Source organism: Paenisporosarcina macmurdoensis (assembly GCF_042658845.1).
GTDB classification, from domain to species: domain Bacteria; phylum Bacillota; class Bacilli; order Bacillales_A; family Planococcaceae; genus Paenisporosarcina; species Paenisporosarcina macmurdoensis.
The window spans coordinates 1-16,040 of record NZ_JBHSRI010000022.1 but is presented as its reverse complement, the minus strand read 5'-3'; the positions used below and the strand labels follow the sequence as shown (position 1 = coordinate 16,040).

The 16,040-nt window shown below is 35.7% G+C and carries 19 protein-coding genes and 1 pseudogene; 16 read left to right on the top strand and 4 right to left on the bottom strand.

The features are described from left to right. Nucleotides 1–341 precede the first annotated feature (341 nt). Nucleotides 342–620 (bottom strand): YfhD family protein, encoded by a 279-nt coding sequence (locus ACFPYN_RS13180; RefSeq protein ID WP_377734795.1) that lies wholly within the window; start codon nucleotides 618–620, stop codon nucleotides 342–344. A gap of 176 nt (nucleotides 621–796) precedes the next feature. On the opposite strand from ACFPYN_RS13180, the gene ACFPYN_RS13175 reads away from it, so the two are divergent. The 8 genes from ACFPYN_RS13175 (at nucleotide 797) to ACFPYN_RS13140 (ending at nucleotide 9,714) form a co-directional block, all read left to right on the top strand. Then, entirely contained in the window at nucleotides 797–1,258 is a 462-nt protein-coding gene (locus ACFPYN_RS13175; protein ID WP_377734794.1) for a DUF2798 domain-containing protein, read from the top strand. A gap of 205 nt (nucleotides 1,259–1,463) precedes the next feature. Beyond that, on the top strand, nucleotides 1,464–3,359 hold the full coding sequence (locus ACFPYN_RS13170; protein WP_377734793.1) for a DUF2075 domain-containing protein: 1,896 nt from the start codon (nucleotides 1,464–1,466) through the stop codon (nucleotides 3,357–3,359). A gap of 73 nt (nucleotides 3,360–3,432) precedes the next feature. Then, complete coding sequence (locus ACFPYN_RS13165) at nucleotides 3,433–4,860, top strand: amidase family protein (RefSeq protein WP_377734792.1); 1,428 nt, start codon at nucleotides 3,433–3,435, stop codon at nucleotides 4,858–4,860. A gap of 204 nt (nucleotides 4,861–5,064) precedes the next feature. Beyond that, entirely contained in the window at nucleotides 5,065–6,522 is a 1,458-nt protein-coding gene (locus ACFPYN_RS13160; protein ID WP_377734790.1) for a DUF2157 domain-containing protein, read from the top strand. Next, nucleotides 6,500–7,039, top strand: a complete 540-nt coding sequence (locus ACFPYN_RS13155) for a GDYXXLXY domain-containing protein (RefSeq protein WP_377734789.1) — start codon at nucleotides 6,500–6,502, stop codon at nucleotides 7,037–7,039. The genes ACFPYN_RS13160 and ACFPYN_RS13155 overlap by 23 nt, the downstream gene beginning before the upstream one ends. 284 nt (nucleotides 7,040–7,323) lie before the next feature. Beyond that, nucleotides 7,324–8,625 (top strand): MFS transporter, encoded by a 1,302-nt coding sequence (locus ACFPYN_RS13150; RefSeq protein WP_377734788.1) that lies wholly within the window; start codon nucleotides 7,324–7,326, stop codon nucleotides 8,623–8,625. Between the two features lie 284 nt (nucleotides 8,626–8,909). Then, nucleotides 8,910–9,200 carry a hypothetical protein gene (locus tag ACFPYN_RS13145; RefSeq protein ID WP_377734787.1) on the top strand — a complete coding sequence of 97 codons (291 nt, stop codon included), beginning with the start codon at nucleotides 8,910–8,912 and terminating at the stop codon, nucleotides 9,198–9,200. A 175-nt stretch (nucleotides 9,201–9,375) separates the two neighbouring features. Beyond that, entirely contained in the window at nucleotides 9,376–9,714 is a 339-nt protein-coding gene (locus ACFPYN_RS13140) for a hypothetical protein (protein WP_377734786.1), read from the top strand. Between the two features lie 93 nt (nucleotides 9,715–9,807). On the opposite strand, the gene cysK is transcribed toward ACFPYN_RS13140, so the two are convergent. Continuing rightward, complete coding sequence (gene cysK, locus ACFPYN_RS13135; RefSeq protein WP_377734785.1) at nucleotides 9,808–10,725, bottom strand: cysteine synthase A; 918 nt, start codon at nucleotides 10,723–10,725, stop codon at nucleotides 9,808–9,810. A gap of 327 nt (nucleotides 10,726–11,052) precedes the next feature. Here cysK and ACFPYN_RS13130 point away from each other — a divergent pair, with 327 nt between their 5' ends. From ACFPYN_RS13130 to ACFPYN_RS13105, 6 genes are all read left to right on the top strand, one after another. Continuing rightward, entirely contained in the window at nucleotides 11,053–11,388 is a 336-nt protein-coding gene (locus ACFPYN_RS13130; RefSeq protein ID WP_377734784.1) for a hypothetical protein, read from the top strand. Between the two features lie 18 nt (nucleotides 11,389–11,406). Beyond that, the gene (locus ACFPYN_RS13125; protein ID WP_377734783.1) at nucleotides 11,407–11,592 is read left to right on the top strand and encodes a hypothetical protein; all 186 of its coding nucleotides are present in this window, start codon (nucleotides 11,407–11,409) and stop codon (nucleotides 11,590–11,592) included. A gap of 213 nt (nucleotides 11,593–11,805) precedes the next feature. Further along, entirely contained in the window at nucleotides 11,806–12,294 is a 489-nt protein-coding gene (locus ACFPYN_RS13120; RefSeq protein ID WP_377734782.1) for an HIT family protein, read from the top strand. Between the two features lie 144 nt (nucleotides 12,295–12,438). Next, nucleotides 12,439–12,939: a hypothetical protein gene (locus ACFPYN_RS13115; RefSeq protein ID WP_377734781.1), complete on the top strand. Its 501-nt coding sequence runs from the start codon at nucleotides 12,439–12,441 to the stop codon at nucleotides 12,937–12,939. 494 nt (nucleotides 12,940–13,433) lie between these two features. Continuing rightward, complete coding sequence (locus ACFPYN_RS13110; protein WP_377734780.1) at nucleotides 13,434–13,829, top strand: hypothetical protein; 396 nt, start codon at nucleotides 13,434–13,436, stop codon at nucleotides 13,827–13,829. 156 nt (nucleotides 13,830–13,985) lie between these two features. After that, the gene (locus tag ACFPYN_RS13105; RefSeq protein WP_377734778.1) at nucleotides 13,986–14,336 is read left to right on the top strand and encodes a DUF1428 family protein; all 351 of its coding nucleotides are present in this window, start codon (nucleotides 13,986–13,988) and stop codon (nucleotides 14,334–14,336) included. Nucleotides 14,337–14,453: 117 nt separating this feature from the next. On the opposite strand, the pseudogene ACFPYN_RS13100 reads toward ACFPYN_RS13105, so the two are convergent. Then, a pseudogene (locus ACFPYN_RS13100) lies at nucleotides 14,454–14,588 on the bottom strand (Gfo/Idh/MocA family oxidoreductase); the annotation flags it as partial. 251 nt (nucleotides 14,589–14,839) lie between these two features. Between ACFPYN_RS13100 and ACFPYN_RS13095 the strand changes: the two are divergent. After that, entirely contained in the window at nucleotides 14,840–15,262 is a 423-nt protein-coding gene (locus tag ACFPYN_RS13095; RefSeq protein WP_377734777.1) for a hypothetical protein, read from the top strand. Nucleotides 15,263–15,311: 49 nt separating this feature from the next. Next, the gene (locus ACFPYN_RS13090) at nucleotides 15,312–15,881 is read left to right on the top strand and encodes a histidine phosphatase family protein (RefSeq protein WP_377734776.1); all 570 of its coding nucleotides are present in this window, start codon (nucleotides 15,312–15,314) and stop codon (nucleotides 15,879–15,881) included. Between the two features lie 53 nt (nucleotides 15,882–15,934). Here the strand turns inward: ACFPYN_RS13090 and ACFPYN_RS13085 are convergent. Beyond that, nucleotides 15,935–16,040: IS3 family transposase (locus ACFPYN_RS13085; RefSeq protein ID WP_377733674.1), on the bottom strand; the 106-nt coding region annotated here is incomplete at its 5' end.

The following is a 16,040-nucleotide window of genomic DNA, read 5'->3' as shown; positions in this document are numbered from 1 at the left end:
ATTTGTAATTAGTGACGAGCTCCTGATAGCTTTTAGAAGTTAGTGGCGGCTTGGAGCGGAAGAATTGTATCTTCGTTTAGTTGTTTTTGGAATGGGTCGTGTATGACTTTCGTTTACGAGGAATTTAAAGATATTAGGCAAATAGGCATCTTAGATAGAATCTTTAGAGGCAATGTGGAAATCGTCATCAAAGTTTGAAAATGAGTCTCAAAACGCAAAAATTATTGATAAAAAATCGTACTTTAATAAAACGCACCCACCGAATACAGTTTATAAGGTGAGTGCTAATTTTATTGAATTACATCTTTGAGCTCAGTAATCTACACTTCATTTTCTCAAAGCTACTCTTTCTTTGTTGTGTATTGGAGGGATGTGTTTTTCCCTTTCAACGATCTAGTACCTATTTCTGCGAACTCACTAGCGAGTTCTCCTTTAATATTGTCTGGTGCAATATTTTGATGAGTAGATTTGTTTAGAACTTTCAACGCTTTGGTACCAATTTCTGCAAATTCACTAGCGAGTTCTTCTTTTATACGACCTGGTGGGATTTTTAGGTTTTTTGGCGTTTGAGGTAAAGTGTTTTTGTTTTTACTTGACGTTTTGTTATCATCTCTGCCCACGTTACAACATCCTTTCTTAATTTAGGTTCATATTAGTTTGTCTTTTGAAGTCTTAATCATGTAAACAAATTTTAAAAATTAATTTCTGTGTTAGTTTCGAAAATTTTAAGTTTTTTGAAAGGAAGAAAAAAACACATTTTGAAAAAAGACTACCAAGAAACGGCTAGGAAGGCCTATTGTACGGCGCCATTATTTCTACATTGACGGTTCTATTTATGACATCATTTAGTATTATTCTCGCTGTTGGGGAATTCAACGGAGATGTGGCTTTCGCCATTTTGAAAACTATTCCGATTATGTGGATTATTGTTATGATTATTGAATCGGCAATTTTTGGGCGTATTGCTGAAGCTTTAGCTGCAAAATTCACTCAACCAACGGATAGCTTCAATGCCAAAATAGTATTCCGTATTCTTTTCACTGTACTAGGAATGTCAGCCGCTATGACATTTATCGGCGATATTGTAGGAAATGGTTTTAGTACTGAAATCTTCAGCTACTGGCTAAAAAATTGGCCACGGAACTTCGTAATCGTACTTATTGCAGAAAGTTTGGTCATTCAACCGATTGCCCGTTTTGCGATGGTGAAGTTACATGAATCTCAAGATAAAAAAGCTCAACTAGAAATAAATGCTTAAATATAATAAACGAAAAAAAGCTCTCAGACGAATTTATTTGTCTGAGAGCTTTTTTTATTTTATATAACTGGTGATTAGATATTCGTTTTAAAATAATACAATATTCTAAATTAAAATCCATTATCTTACGTGGAAGATGGTAAAATAAAACTATGAATTATTTTCCAATAAAATATATAAATAAGACTAGAGGTAGGAGATTTCTATGATCATTTACAATGAAACTTCTTCCAGGTTCATTAATCATGTTCTTGAGAGAAATATAGGAAATGTATTACTAACTAATATCCAAGAAAAGATGAATCGATCTGTTTCTCCTAGCGAACTTCTTTCATGGACAAACTCACTTCCGCAAATGGCTAAAATTTTAAGAGATGCGGAACTAAAGGAAGATACGCATGTCCTTTTAGAATATAAACTGCCTTCAACTGAAAAGCGTATTGATTTTATGATAACGGGTGAAGACAATAAAGGGCAGCAAAATGCAGTCATTGTGGAATTAAAACAATGGCAAGAATCAAAAATTGCCCATGGAGACGGAATTGTTAAAACGTTTTTAGGAAAAAGAGAACGTGAAACAGTGCATCCTTCCTATCAATCCCTTTCGTATAAACGATATTTAGAAAATTTTAATGAAGCACTATACCAGGACTCTTCAATCAATTTGTCCTCTTGTGCATATTTGCATAACTATATGCCTACTAGAAATCGAGAAGAAGAACCTTTGTTAAATAAGCGATATGCAACGTATGTAGAACAATCCCCAATTTATTTTCAATTTGATGATAAACAATTAATGCAAATGATTAAAGATTGCGTGTCTGAAGGGAAAGGTACGGAAATTGCGAAGCAAATAGAAGAAGGTAAAATTAAGCCTTCAAAGAAATTAGTAGAAGCAGTCAATTCTTTATTTGAAGGAAACGAAGAATTCATATTATTGGATGAGCAAAAAGTTGCTTATGAAAAAGTGTTGTCGATTTATAGAAGCCTTGATTTAGCAACGGACGAAAAGCATACCATCTTAATAAAAGGAGGACCAGGAACCGGGAAATCAGTTATTGGATTAAATTTAATGAATTTTCTTTTAGGAGAAAACGCAACGATTGAATACATAACGCCTAACCAAGCTTTCCGTGAAATCCTTCGAAAAAAACTGATTGGTACTAGCGAGTTTGTTGAAATACGAAGTCTTTTCAAGGGGTCGGCTTCTTATGTTGAAACCCCAAACAACTATTTTAATGTTTTAGTATGTGATGAAGCACATCGACTAAAAAACCAGGGACATATGAAAAAGAAAATAGAAGGCGAAAATCAGGCTACCCAAATTATCCGTTCAAGCAGACTGAATGTGTTTTTTATTGATGATGAACAAGTAATTTCAAATAAGGATATTGGACGTTTCGACTTGCTAAAAGAAGAAGCACTAAAACAAAATTCTGTTGTTCATGTAGTTGAACTACATTCACAATTTCGGTGTGGGGGTTCAGGTAATTATCTGGATTGGTTAAACGACATTCTCTATGAGCAACATCAAGGTGTTCTTCTAGACAGAGACTTCGATTTCCAACTTGTAGATTCACCTCAAGAACTTGTCGAGAAGATTGTTCATGAAAAGAATGGAAGACTATTAGCAGGTTATGCTTGGGACTGGATTACGAAACCAGTAAACGGTCAATTATCAAAAGACGTAGTCATTGAAGAACATGATTTTGCTATGCCATGGAATGACCCTAATCGTATCGACTGGGCAATCCATCCAGATTGCTCCCTTCAAATAGGCTGCATTCATACCGTGCAAGGACTTGAGATGGAATACGTCGGAGTTATAATAGGAAACGATTTATCGTTCAATCCCGAAACAAATGCAATCGAAGTGAAACGAGAACATTATAAGGACAAAGGTGCAAGACCAGCGAAACCAAAAGGGAAATATGAGATAGATCCACTCGATAAACTGGTAAGGAACACGTATAAGACCTTGATGACTCGTGGGATGAAGGGTTGTTATGTCTATTGTTGCGATAAGGAATTAGCAAAGCATTTTAAACAAAAGATGCAAGCATACGATATCACCCGAATTGATGAAGAAATAAAATATTAATGAATTTGAGGTTCCTATTAATTTCCACAAAAAGACCATTTTTAATAACTAACCACAAAAAAGGAGTATCAACATGAAAGAACAGACCATCACAGAAATTCAACAAGCATACGAAGCAAATCAAATGACTTCGGTAGAATTAGTTCAAATTTTTTTAGATAGAATCGAAGCTTATAATCGCAATGGTCCAAAAATCAACGCAATAGTAAGCATTAATCCAGATGCTTTAAAAATAGCTGCTGAGTTGGATAAAGTTCGTGAAAAAGGCATTCGAGGTCCTTTACATGGCATTCCCGTTATTCTAAAAGATAATATTGAAACTGCCGACAACATGCCAACAACTGCGGGAGCCTTTGCTCTTGAACATAACTTTGCTAAAGACGACTCATTTGTTGCTAAGCAGCTGCGACAAGCAGGGGCTATTATTCTTGGGAAAGCTAATATGAGTGAATGGGCTTACTTTATGACAGAAGATGTACCTAGTGGATACAGTGGATTAGGTGGACAGGTCTTAAATCCTTATGGTGTAGGTTCATTTATTGCAGGAAGTGTAGGTGGTTCTAGTTCGGGTTCTGGGGCGGGGATTGCTTGTAATTTCGCTGTTGTAGCGATTGGAACGGAAACTTCAGGTTCAATCCTTAGTCCCTCGAGTGCTAATTCATTAGTTGGGATTAAACCTACTGTTGGGTTAGTTAGTCGAACAGGCATTATTCCACTTTCACACAGCCAAGATACTGCAGGCCCTATGACTCGAACGGTTACAGATGCGGCGATAACACTTGGCGTGATAACCGAAGTGGACGAAATGGATTCAATTACGAAAACGAGTAAAGGAAAAGCGTTAAAAGATTATACGAAACATTTAGTAGCAGAAGGGTTAAATGGAGCTAGAATCGGAGTAGATAGATCGTTTTTAAGCGCTGTAGATACAGATGAAAGAAAGATAATTGAAGAAGCCATTGAAGAGATAAAATCACAGGGTGCAATTATTGAAGAAGTAACGATTCCTAAAACAAGTTTCACTTCTATTGTTTTGTGGCATGAATTCAAACATGATATAAATGCTTATTTAAGTAAGGTTTCAAATGAAGTGCCAATTAAATCACTAGAAGATCTTATTGAATTTAATAAACAGGACCCAGACGTTAGAATGAAATTCGGACAAATTGAACTTGAAAAGGCTCAAAAGATGAGTGATGATCCTTACGATCCAACCTACTTAGAACACCGTGAAATAGACTTTAGAAATTCAGCTAACGAAGGAATTGATGTAGTCATGGCGGAGCACAACTTAGATGCGTTATTGTTTGAGAGTAATCGTGGTGCAGCAATACCTGCAAAAGCAGGCTATCCGTCGATTACCGTCCCTGCTGGCTATACAGCTGAAGGTATGCCAGTTGGTGTGACATTTAGTGCAAAGGCTTTTAGTGAACCAAGATTAATTGAATTAGCATATTCTTATGAGCAAGCTACGAAGAAAAGAGTGGCTCCGAGATTTTAAGTAATTTCAAAAAGCTATCTGATGCAGCACGGTGTGGGTTTGGGATTGAACAATATTCCTTCAAAATGGGAGACAAAGTTGAATTGAGTGACAGTCGAAATTGCTGATGATTTGCTCATTCAGTATTAAAATACTCAGGAATGTCGGGAGCGTTATCTTGGTTATTAGTAGATGTCAAACTGAATGTAAAGGAGGGTGTGTCAATTGAAGAGAAGAATTTCAAGGATTACTTACGAATTCCTTAAGAAGGAGTTTAATTATCTAGAAAGCACTGGCCATTTAAATAAAGGGCAAGCTAATGACTTAATTGATTTGTACGAGTCTCCAACAGCAGCACCAGTTCAATCACCAATGGTAAAAATGAACGCTGTACAAATTCTGTCGATTATAGGCGGTGTCCTAATCGGCTTAGGGATTTTAAGTTTTGTAGCGAGTAACTGGTCTGAACTTACGAAGACATTCAAATTTTTAATATTATTAACTACGCTGATCGTGTTCTATGTAGTGGGGTTTGTTTTAGAAAAGAAAAAACCACATCTCTCAAGAGCTTCTTATTATATAGGGGCATTTGCGTATGGTGCTGAAATATTCTATATCGGCCAGATGTTTCACTTAGGTGGAAATTTAGAAGATGCCTTTTTAATGTGGGGAATCGGAATTCTGCCTTTAGGGTTGTATTTAAAAGACAACATATTAAAAGGGGCAAGTTTAGTATTTATTTATGCATTTATTGAAATGAAGTTCCTTTTTGCAGAAGGGTTATTAGAATATGGACCTATTCTCATCATTCCTGCACTTTTTGCTTTTGGCTACTATTTCATGCGAAACAACGTTTATGTAAGACTGGTAAACTTCTTTATTCTCTATCAGTTTATTGAAATGACCTTCATGTTCGCAGATGACTGGACCAAGTATTTACCGATATTAATCATACCTGCACTTTTCGCACTAAACTATTTTGTTATGAATAAATCAGTAGAACTAATGATTGCAAACTTTGTGTTACTCTATCAATTCATTGCCATGCATTTTTTGTTCGAACCTATATTAGAACATGACAACTTTCCTTATGTAGCTGTATTAGCGGTACCGATTCTTTTCTACATAGGACATGTGATGATGAATAAGTCACAACCATTATTCATCGTCAATTTCACTTTTACAGTCATATTATCGGCACTGTTATTTTACCACTTTGAGTATGAGAATTTTGCAGCCATAGCACTTTTCTACTTCACACTATGGATGCTCATTACCTATATCCAACATCCGGATTATAAAGATTTCATGAGGTTAACAGGAACAATACTACATTTCCCAACTGCTTTACTAATGTCAATTCCTGATGTATGGTTTCCTATGTTTTACAAGGATTTTAGCAATTACATGGATGCGCCAGACTCCAAAGCTTTACTAGCGTCAGTTGTGTTCTCAGTCTTATATATCATCTATGCACTGACACTTGTTAAAAACGAGAATCTGTACGGAGTAGCCATTGTCTGTGTGTTCGTCCTACGTTTCTATGTAGATCTATCACTAGCATTTATGGACAAATCAATTGCTTTCATCATTGGGGGCTTATTATTACTAGGTCTCGGCTATTGGTTTGAAAAAACGCGGAGAAAGGAGATGGTTAAGAATGAAGAACCTCACAAAGAATAAATTATTTTTAATCTCTCTACTACTTCCGATTATCCTTTTGTTAAGCATGACAATTAAGCCATTAGCTACAATCAATTATGGCGAAACAATACGGCTCCAAACAGTACCGGTAGATCCTAGCAACATATTCTACGGGGACTATGTAGATTTAGACTTCGAAGCGGAAAACATTCCAGTTAATCTTGTAGAAAGTTCTTTGCGAAAAGAACTAGAAGACCATGCAAATGGTTACTCAGAAGATGATTTAAAAGTGTATATACGTTTAGCATATAGTAAGGAAACGGATACCCACCAAGTGACTAACTTATCCAAGAGTAAACCAAAATCAGGTACCTATTTAAAAGTACTACTTCATCCAAGCATATACGAGGAAAAAGTCAGGGTATCAATTCCAATTGAACAATACTATTTAGAGGATGATACTGGATTAGAGTTAGAAGACAAAGCACGCAAAGGGGAGCTAATAGCAACAATTAAAGTACGTAATGGCTATGCCATTCTGAGGAGTGTCGAATAATTTCTAACTTTCTTTAAATAATGGGTGATTTCATAATTAAATCCAATTAGAAAAAGAGCTGAGCGGGGGTCATTATCCTGTACAGCTCTTTTTCCTTGTTGGTCGATGATAATTAATTCAGTGACATATTCAATCATTCATCCCTATTAATCAGATATGATTTAGAGTAATTATTTCTTAAAAAATTGTAAGTCATAGTAATAGTATTATTAAATTAAGAGGATATAATAATGAAGGAAATCATAAAATACATAAGATACTATTGTCGGAAAGAGGTTTGAATGATGTCGCAGAAACCTGATGATTCAGGCCTTATTAAACGTCATCCAGATTGGATGCAGAGTTATATTGATTCGCCAGAGAAACAACAAAAGCTTTACAGACGAACTTTGTGGATCGTTGTCATTTCACAAATTTTCGGGGGAGCAGGACTTGCAGCAGGGATAACTGTTGGGGCACTTCTCGCTCAAGATATGCTAGGAACAGATAGTTTTGCAGGAGTTCCTGTTGCGCTGTTTACTCTTGGTTCTGCTGGTGCCGCACTAATTATAGGGCGCCTGTCGCAACGTTTTGGACGGCGCTCAGGACTTGCAACAGGGTTCTTGACTGGTGGTCTTGGCGCAATCGGAGTAATTATCGCAGCATTAACCAATAATATCTTCCTGCTGTTTGCTTCATTCCTAATTTATGGTTTCGGTACGGCTACCAACTTACAAGCACGCTATGCAGGGACTGACTTAGCAAATGCTAAACAGCGTGGAAAGGCTATTAGTATTGCAATGGTTTCAACTACATTTGGTGCTTTTGCCGGTCCAAACTTAGTCGGAGTAATGGGTCAATTCGCTGTTTCAATCGGTGTGCCATCTTTAGCTGGTCCGTTCATTTTAGCGGCAGTAGCCTATATTATTGCTGGTTTAGTTCTATTAGTTTTACTTCGACCCGATCCACTTGCCATTGCAAATGCCATTGCAGATTCTCAAAGCGATAATAATCTATTAGATGAGAATGCTAAAACACTGGAAAGCAACAAGCGAGGAATCATCTTAGGAGCAACGGTAATGGTGATCACTCAAATAGTCATGGTTGCCATAATGACGATGACACCCATACATATGAGGCATCACGGACATGATTTAAGTGATATAGGAATGGTTATCGGTATTCATGTTGCCGCTATGTACCTGCCGTCACTTGTGACTGGTATACTCGTTGATAAACTTGGACGCATTGTCATGACAGTCGCTGCTGGGGCTACATTAATGGCTGCAGGCTTAGTAGCAGCATTTGCACCTGCCGATAACTTAATGGTTTTAATCATCGCACTTGCACTACTTGGACTAGGCTGGAACTTTGGTTTAATTAGTGGCACAGCCTTAATCGTGGATTCAACACAGCCATCCAATCGGGCAAAAACACAAGGGAAAGTGGATGTCTTGGTAGCTCTAGCTGGTGTATCTGGTGGAGGTCTTTCAGGAATAGTGGTGGCAATAACAAGTTACGCTACACTTTCTATAGCTGGAGGCTTCCTTTCATTACTGCTAATTCCAGTCGTTGTTTGGTCTCGTAAGCAAACAAAATTGGGCTGACCAACTGGTACTTGTTGAAGAATAAGTTACCTTTTGATTCAATTAATCCTTATAAAGCCATCCCTATTGAAATCAAGTTTCAAGGGATGGTTTTCTTATTCTATAGAAGCAGTAAAATTGCCTTGTAGCTGAATGCGTAACATCATCTAGAAGTAATCGTAAATAAAATACTTTTCTACTTTAATAAAAGCTTACATGGCTTTGATGATTAACAAAGATAGTATAATTAATCTCAAATCACAATAATTCAATTGACCAGTCATTTATACAAAGAGGTGGGAGACATGCTAGAATTTTTCTTTGGATTGATAGGAGAGGCGTTTTTGTTCTTTTTTGTCCCGAAATCCAAGTTTGATAAAAATGTAGTAAAACTGCAACAGGAAAAATGGTTTTCTAATTTAGAGAAAGATTACCGATACAACTACATCATTTGGAATAGCAGAAAAGTTAAAAGGTACATCGCAAAGTCCAGTAACATTACTATGTTACTTAATGATGATCAAGAGCAGAAGAAGTTTACTGAACTAATCAAGCAAGAACATATTAAATTTGCTATCAAGGGAAAAGGGGTTTAATTAAATTAGCAACGTAATGGTCAAATAACAAGTTCTGTAAATAAGTATGAAATTTGAAAAAGTTAAATAAAAGGGAGTTCAATTCGTATATGAATTGAACTCCCTTTAGTATTACTACGTAATTGTCATTTTATGTTAATATTAATAAAATGAAATCTTTGGAGAGTGAAGAAATATGCCGATGGAGCAGGAAACAATGGGTATGTTAATTGGTGGGTTTTCAATTATAATGGGCATCGCGTTTATTGTAGTATTGGTATTAATGTTCTCAAAACAACGACAGCATTTTAGAATGGCATATGGATTCGTGATAGGTTATTTTATATTCTTTACTTGGGCAATCAGTCACGCCTTAAATGCAATTAATTTTAATGTTAACCATCTAATGGCGTCGGAAGAAATATCTTTAAGTCTCGGAATTGCAGGAGTTTTATGGGCAATTAGCATGGTGTTTTTAGTGATGGGAATAATAAAATTCTCGTCAGTTAATAAAACTACAATTGAAACACAATAAAAAGGCATCGGTTATTAACCCGATGCCTTTTGTTACTTCCTCATAAGAATTAATGTCTCAATCAATTCGGTTAAGGCTTTTCAGTCAAATACCTCAATCAAATAAATTCATACTTAAATAACGTTCACCTGTATCTGGGGCAATACACAACACTTTTTTGCCTTTACCTAAACGTTTGGCGATTTCAATAGCTGCATAAACGGCAGCTCCAGCTGAAGGGCCAACAAAAACTCCTTCTTCACGGGCCAATTTCTTGAAAACCTCAATGGCATCTTCATCACTGATTTGCATAATTTCATCGTACACTTTTGTATTCAAAATATCGGGAATAAAGCCAGGGCTTGTGCCAACCAGTTTATGTTTGCCTGGTTTTCCTCCCGATAAAACAGGTGATCCTTTCGGTTCCACAACAGCTACATACAAGCCAGGGAGATGTTCTTTCAATGTTTCCCCAGTGCCAGTGATGGTTCCACCAGTTCCGGCTGTTGCCACGAAAGCATCCAGTTCACCGTTCATTTGTTCCAAAATTTCTAACGCAGTTGTAGTCCGGTGGATATCTGGATTAGCGGTGTTTTCAAATTGTTGCGGGATAAAACTGTTTGGAATTTCATTTTTAAGTTCTAATGCTTTTTGAATGGCTCCAGGCATTTTTTCTTCATTTGGTGTCAACACCACTTCAGCACCGAATGCTTTCAGGAGATTGATCCGTTCTTGTGTGGCGTTATCTGGAAGCACGAGAATCGCCTTATAACCTTTGGCAGCTGCCACCATGGCAAGGCCGATTCCTGTATTGCCACTTGTAGGTTCAATAATTGTATCGCCTGGATTTATCAGCCCTTGTTCTTCAGCCATTTTAATCATATTATTAGCAGCTCGGTCTTTTACACTCTTTGTCGGATTAAACATCTCCAACTTTACATAAACATCAGCCGCGTTGGCCGGTACGATTCTATTTAGCTTTACGACAGGAGTATTTCCAATCAAATCAGTAATATTGTTAAATGGTTTCATGACTAAAACAACCTTTCGTTATCAATGGTACAAAACACGTTTCTTCTATTGTAATACAACAAGGCAAAGCAACCAAATAGAGAAACTCGAAATTACTACAATAGGATGTTTTTAATTCAAAAAGGTAGCATATTAATAGAAAACCGTAGAGTTGATAAGTGGATAATTATGTTAAAATTACTGAAACTTGTATTAAGAAATAATCGTCTAATTAGTTGGGATGGTGAGTGAAAATGATATCTACTGTGGAAGTATGATTTCAAATATAAGTGTGCCGAATATTACCATAAATGATGATACATTATAAAAAAGGAGGGCGTTAACTGAATGGAATTCAAATTTGGGAACGGTGCTATTATGCTACCCCCTTTACACATTACGATTATCGCAATAATTATTATTTTCTTTTTAGTAAGGTGGAGCAAGCAATTAGAAACACGTCGTTTTACGGTTTTTATTTATTTTATGATGAGTACTTACATTACACCAATATATTCCCACAGTACGAAAGAAAGTGACTTTCAGCTATGGTTTCCGTTGGGGTTTATGTTAGTTTTCTTTTACTTGTTTCGCAGCGAAAGATACCATTCATCTAAAATGAAAGCAAGTATTTTAGGACTTTGCATAGCATTATATCAGTTAATTCTTCAATATACCGGATAATTTGTAAGGAGGGTGAGAATGAGTAGAAATGAATTTGGATACACAATAGGTGGTATCGGTCTGGGAATATTACTTGCTTCGGTTATTTATCCATTAGGATATTTAGAGTCTAAATCTGTGTTTTCATTAATGTCTATCATTGGTTCTTCTTTTATTTTTATAAGTTTGTTTATAAGAAAATCAAAGAAGGAACAAACGAACTAAAAATGCAAATAAAATTACTTGAAGATCGTTGAGTTGCTTAGAAGACTCTTCATTCTTATTGAACTCCCATGAAAATTAAAATCAAAGTTTTCATCCTCTTTGTTGCAGCGCTAGAATTGCGATGCATGGATGGCTAATGGGCTGGTTAGCGGAATTTAAAAGGGAAGCTAAATAAGTACCATAAAATTAATGGAAATCTAGAGGTGAGTTACTTTGAATGATTCAATATATCTGCATATTCCTTCAGATTATGTTTGTCCATTTTGTCTTGTTGTAAAAGGTGTAGAGGATGAAGGAAACAAGCTAGTTCAATCTAAGCAACAAGATATAGTATATAAAGATGATTATGTAACTGCGTTAATTGCCACTTTATGGTGGGAGAATAATAAAGCGCACGTCATAATAATTCCAAACCAGCATTATGAAAATATTTTTGACTTACCTATTGATATAGCTACTAAAATTCACGAATTGTCTCAGAAGGTAGCCCATGCATTAAAGGAATGTTACCAATGCGATGGAATTTCAACTCGACAACATAATGAGCCTGGTGGAAGCCAGGATGTTTGGCACTATCATCTTCACGTGTATCCACGTTATAAAGATGATAATCTTTATAAAATGGATGGGCATTTAAGTTCTCCTAAAGAACGGATTTATTACTCTGAACAGTTAAGAACGTGGTTTGAAACTAATAATTAGAATCCCTAAAATATAAAGACTATTGGCTACTATTAGTTCAAACAACACAGTAACTGATCTTCAACTAACAGGGCAGGCAAGTTGAATAAGAACGAAACATTTTTGTTAGGATTCAAGTCTAATGCTTTAAAGGAGGAAGTGTAGATGAGGAATGGGTCTATTTCTTATGCAATTTGTTTTCTTGTTTTGGTTTTTGGACTGTCTGGTTGTGTGACAAGTAATAATAACGGTGATGAGAATGTAAGTGATAAGCCAAAAATTATCAATGAATCAAAGACTGTGGATGATTTTAAAGTATCAATAAATGTCAAAAAAAGCCATAAAGAACCTAAGATTTATGCCACGATTACATATATGGGAGAAGAGTCTGAAAAAGATATCTATCACGGTGGAAGTGTTTTTTTCTTCAACATTTATCAACAAGACGGTGATTTTGAATTTATGGAATCTATGACTTTACCATTGTTAACAACAACACTGATTCAAAATGAACCCCTCAGAGTTGATTTAAATGGGATTGAGCGATTAAAGTTGGAGTCAGGCACTTATAAATTTGAAGCAACTGCTAATTTTTCTTTGGATTCAGAAAAAGTGATAGAAAGCAAAATTGAAATTCCAGTTTATAAAATAGAGGAAATTGACTAATTTCTTCTTCACTAACGGGTGGTTGAGTAGAAGAACCGGCTGCCTTAATCGGGAAGCTATTTTTATGGAATAATTAAAGCGAATAATTCCTCTTTCAGGGTAATGGTAACGGGATATGATAGTCGTGATTGTTCCTTTCGTCTTTCCTTGGCGCTTTGTGTTTGCACACTACGTGAAGAAGGCGCCGAGGGAAGCTGTCCAGCGCAGCTCTCGGCTGCCTTCATTAAGAATCCACAAGTGTGGCTTTAGCTTTTTATCGATTAACATCAATATTCAATAACTGAGCGTACTCATAATGTTTTTGACCCGATTATGTGTTTATACTGTTTACCTAAGTAACACCTAAAATCCTTGATATATATAGGTTTTAGGCGTTTTTTTTTTAGGTGTTAAAGTTATAGAAAGAAGGATTAACGGTTTTTTTGTTGAACTTATTGAACTAATGGGGCGATAGTTGTACAAGGATTAAAATTGGTATGTGTGGAGGGGAAGGAATGATATTAAACAATTTTAGATCTATTATTTTATTTATAACCTTGTTTTATTTAGTAGGATGTCAATCAGAGGACTCACTTAAGCCAATGACATTCCAAGAAATATATCCTGATAATCTTTCTGATGTGACAAAAATTGAAATTAGACAAGGTGGTGGAGAACTAAAGACTATTACAGATTTAGAGATTATTGACGATTGGATAGATAGCATCAAGGACATTATTTTTGAACCTGATGAAAACCAAGAAGGCAGAGTTGGTTATTTATATTCAGTAAAACTATTTGAAGAAAATGATGTAAAAATCTTTTTTGACACATCTGAAATTGGTGATTATTACTATAGATCCAACAATCAAATAGTGGAACGAATAGATAAACTTTTTGTTGAAAGTTAAATTATTCTCTTCTTTAACTAATGGTGCTTTAGTTATTCATATCCGAATTTGGGCTCAGTTGTACTTATGTAACGTTTTAACGCAAATAACCCAACATTCATGTAACTCTTGACTCTGACAATAACGTTAATAATTCAATCTTAAGGAGAAGTAATCATGTATATAGAAATTTATCTTTATCCAGTACCGGAAGAAAATAAAGAACAATTTTTAAAAATTAATCTAGAAGCTGAACGTATTTACAAAGAATATGGTGCGATCGAAAGCGAAACATTTACTGCTGCATCTATACAGCCCGAGTATGGTTGTTCAGGAATGGTTTCGGCAGTTGAACTACGTGAAAGCGAAGTACTTATGTTAGAAATTAACCGTTATCATAATAAGGTTCACCATAGTCAGGTTTTGGAGAGAGTTGATAATGATGAACTGATTGAAAAGTTATATTATCAAATGACTAAGGTGATCGATGTGAGTCGAACTGTCCGTGGTGAGTTCGGATTGCCATAACAAAGAAAATGATCCTCACAAAACATTGTAAATATAAGGTGTTCATTAACTCCTGAGTTTTGTAACATTGACAGTAGATTCAGCGGTGAATCGACTCTTGCAGAGTGATCATCACGTTTTTGCAGTTTGAATCATCTTGGTTATTTCGACTGAATTTGCAGCCAATGGTTTTTCACATAATACATGTTTGCCATTTTGTGAAAATAAAATAGCTTGTTCTGTGTGAAATGAATTAGGACTAGCAATATAAATGAATCATCCTGACTTATATTCATCCTCTGTGGTGCAGCGCCGATTTTGCGATGCATGGGCGGGTAACGAGACAGTTTAGGTTAACAAAAATGTTAAAAAGAAACTCAAACACTAGGGACTAGCAAAAATGCAATTTAGAAACTTAAATGAAACCATTATTGACCCTCTTATACATTTGCAAATCTTAAGAAATTATTAGATATAGATAAGTACGAATAGTGGCGATACCATTAAGTAAAGAGGTGAGCGTATTGAAATCGAGCCTGCGTTTTATTTACTTCTATTGTAATGAATTGAATAAGGTACGAACATTTTACAGTGAGTTGATTCAGTTACATGAAATCTATTTTGAAGACCATGCTTCTGTTGCGTATCAATGTGATCAGCTGCAAGTTTCTTTTTCACAGATTACCGAAAACCTTCCTGTTCATGAAGGTTGGGCGACCCAGCCAGGCTGGCAAGGCGGTGAACTTCCGGTACCTAGCTGGTCGATTGAATGTGAAGAGCATGCGTATAAGAAAGTCGTTGAACGATTACAAAAGGCTAAGGTAGAATCCTTCCACCAGCACCCTGTCTGGATTGGATATTGGAGCTATCCGGTCAAAGACCCAGCTGGAAATACAGTGGAAATTACTTGGCCAGGTGATGAAGATGCTTTAAAATCCTCTATCTAAAAAAGATGGTAAGATTTAAAGATATTAAATAATATTGGGGGGGAATATATTGAGTACAGTTGCTTATATGGTGAGACACGGTGAGTCTCCAAAAGAAGGAAATGATAGAACAAGAGGATTAACCGAAAAAGGGTATTTAGATGCTCAACGAGTAACTGACATATTGAAAGCTGAAAAAATCGATGCAGTTGTTTCAAGCCCATACATACGTTCAATATTGACTATCGAAAAGATAGCTCAACAAATAGGGAAAGAAGTTTTAGTCTATGAGGATTTAAAAGAGAGGATATTTTCTTCTGAAAACAAAAGATTAGCTGATAAGGAATTGGTTCAGATTTTGGAAAAGTCGTTTTTCGATTCAAATTTTTCCTTAGAGGGAGGAGAATCAAATGCTGATTGTCAAAAAAGAGCTATAAAAGTTTTAAAAGACCTATTAGATACTATGAGAAATAAAAAAGTAGTGATAGGAACTCACGGGGCAATTATGACCCTGATGATGGGATATTTCGATAACATCTATGACTTGAATTTTTTACATAGCACATCAAAACCTGATATTTATAGAATGGAATTCAATGAACAGGAATTACTGAACGTTCAAAGAATATGGGGTATGTAATGCATAATAAAAGTACAAACCTTTGCAACAAAATTTGGATAGTCAACACTAAATCATACAATTTTTTTAAGGGCTAAGTTTCTATAAGCTACCGGACTTAAATAGCTTAAAGAGCTATGCGAACGGCTATTGTTGTACCAATTAACGTAATCAAAAAGT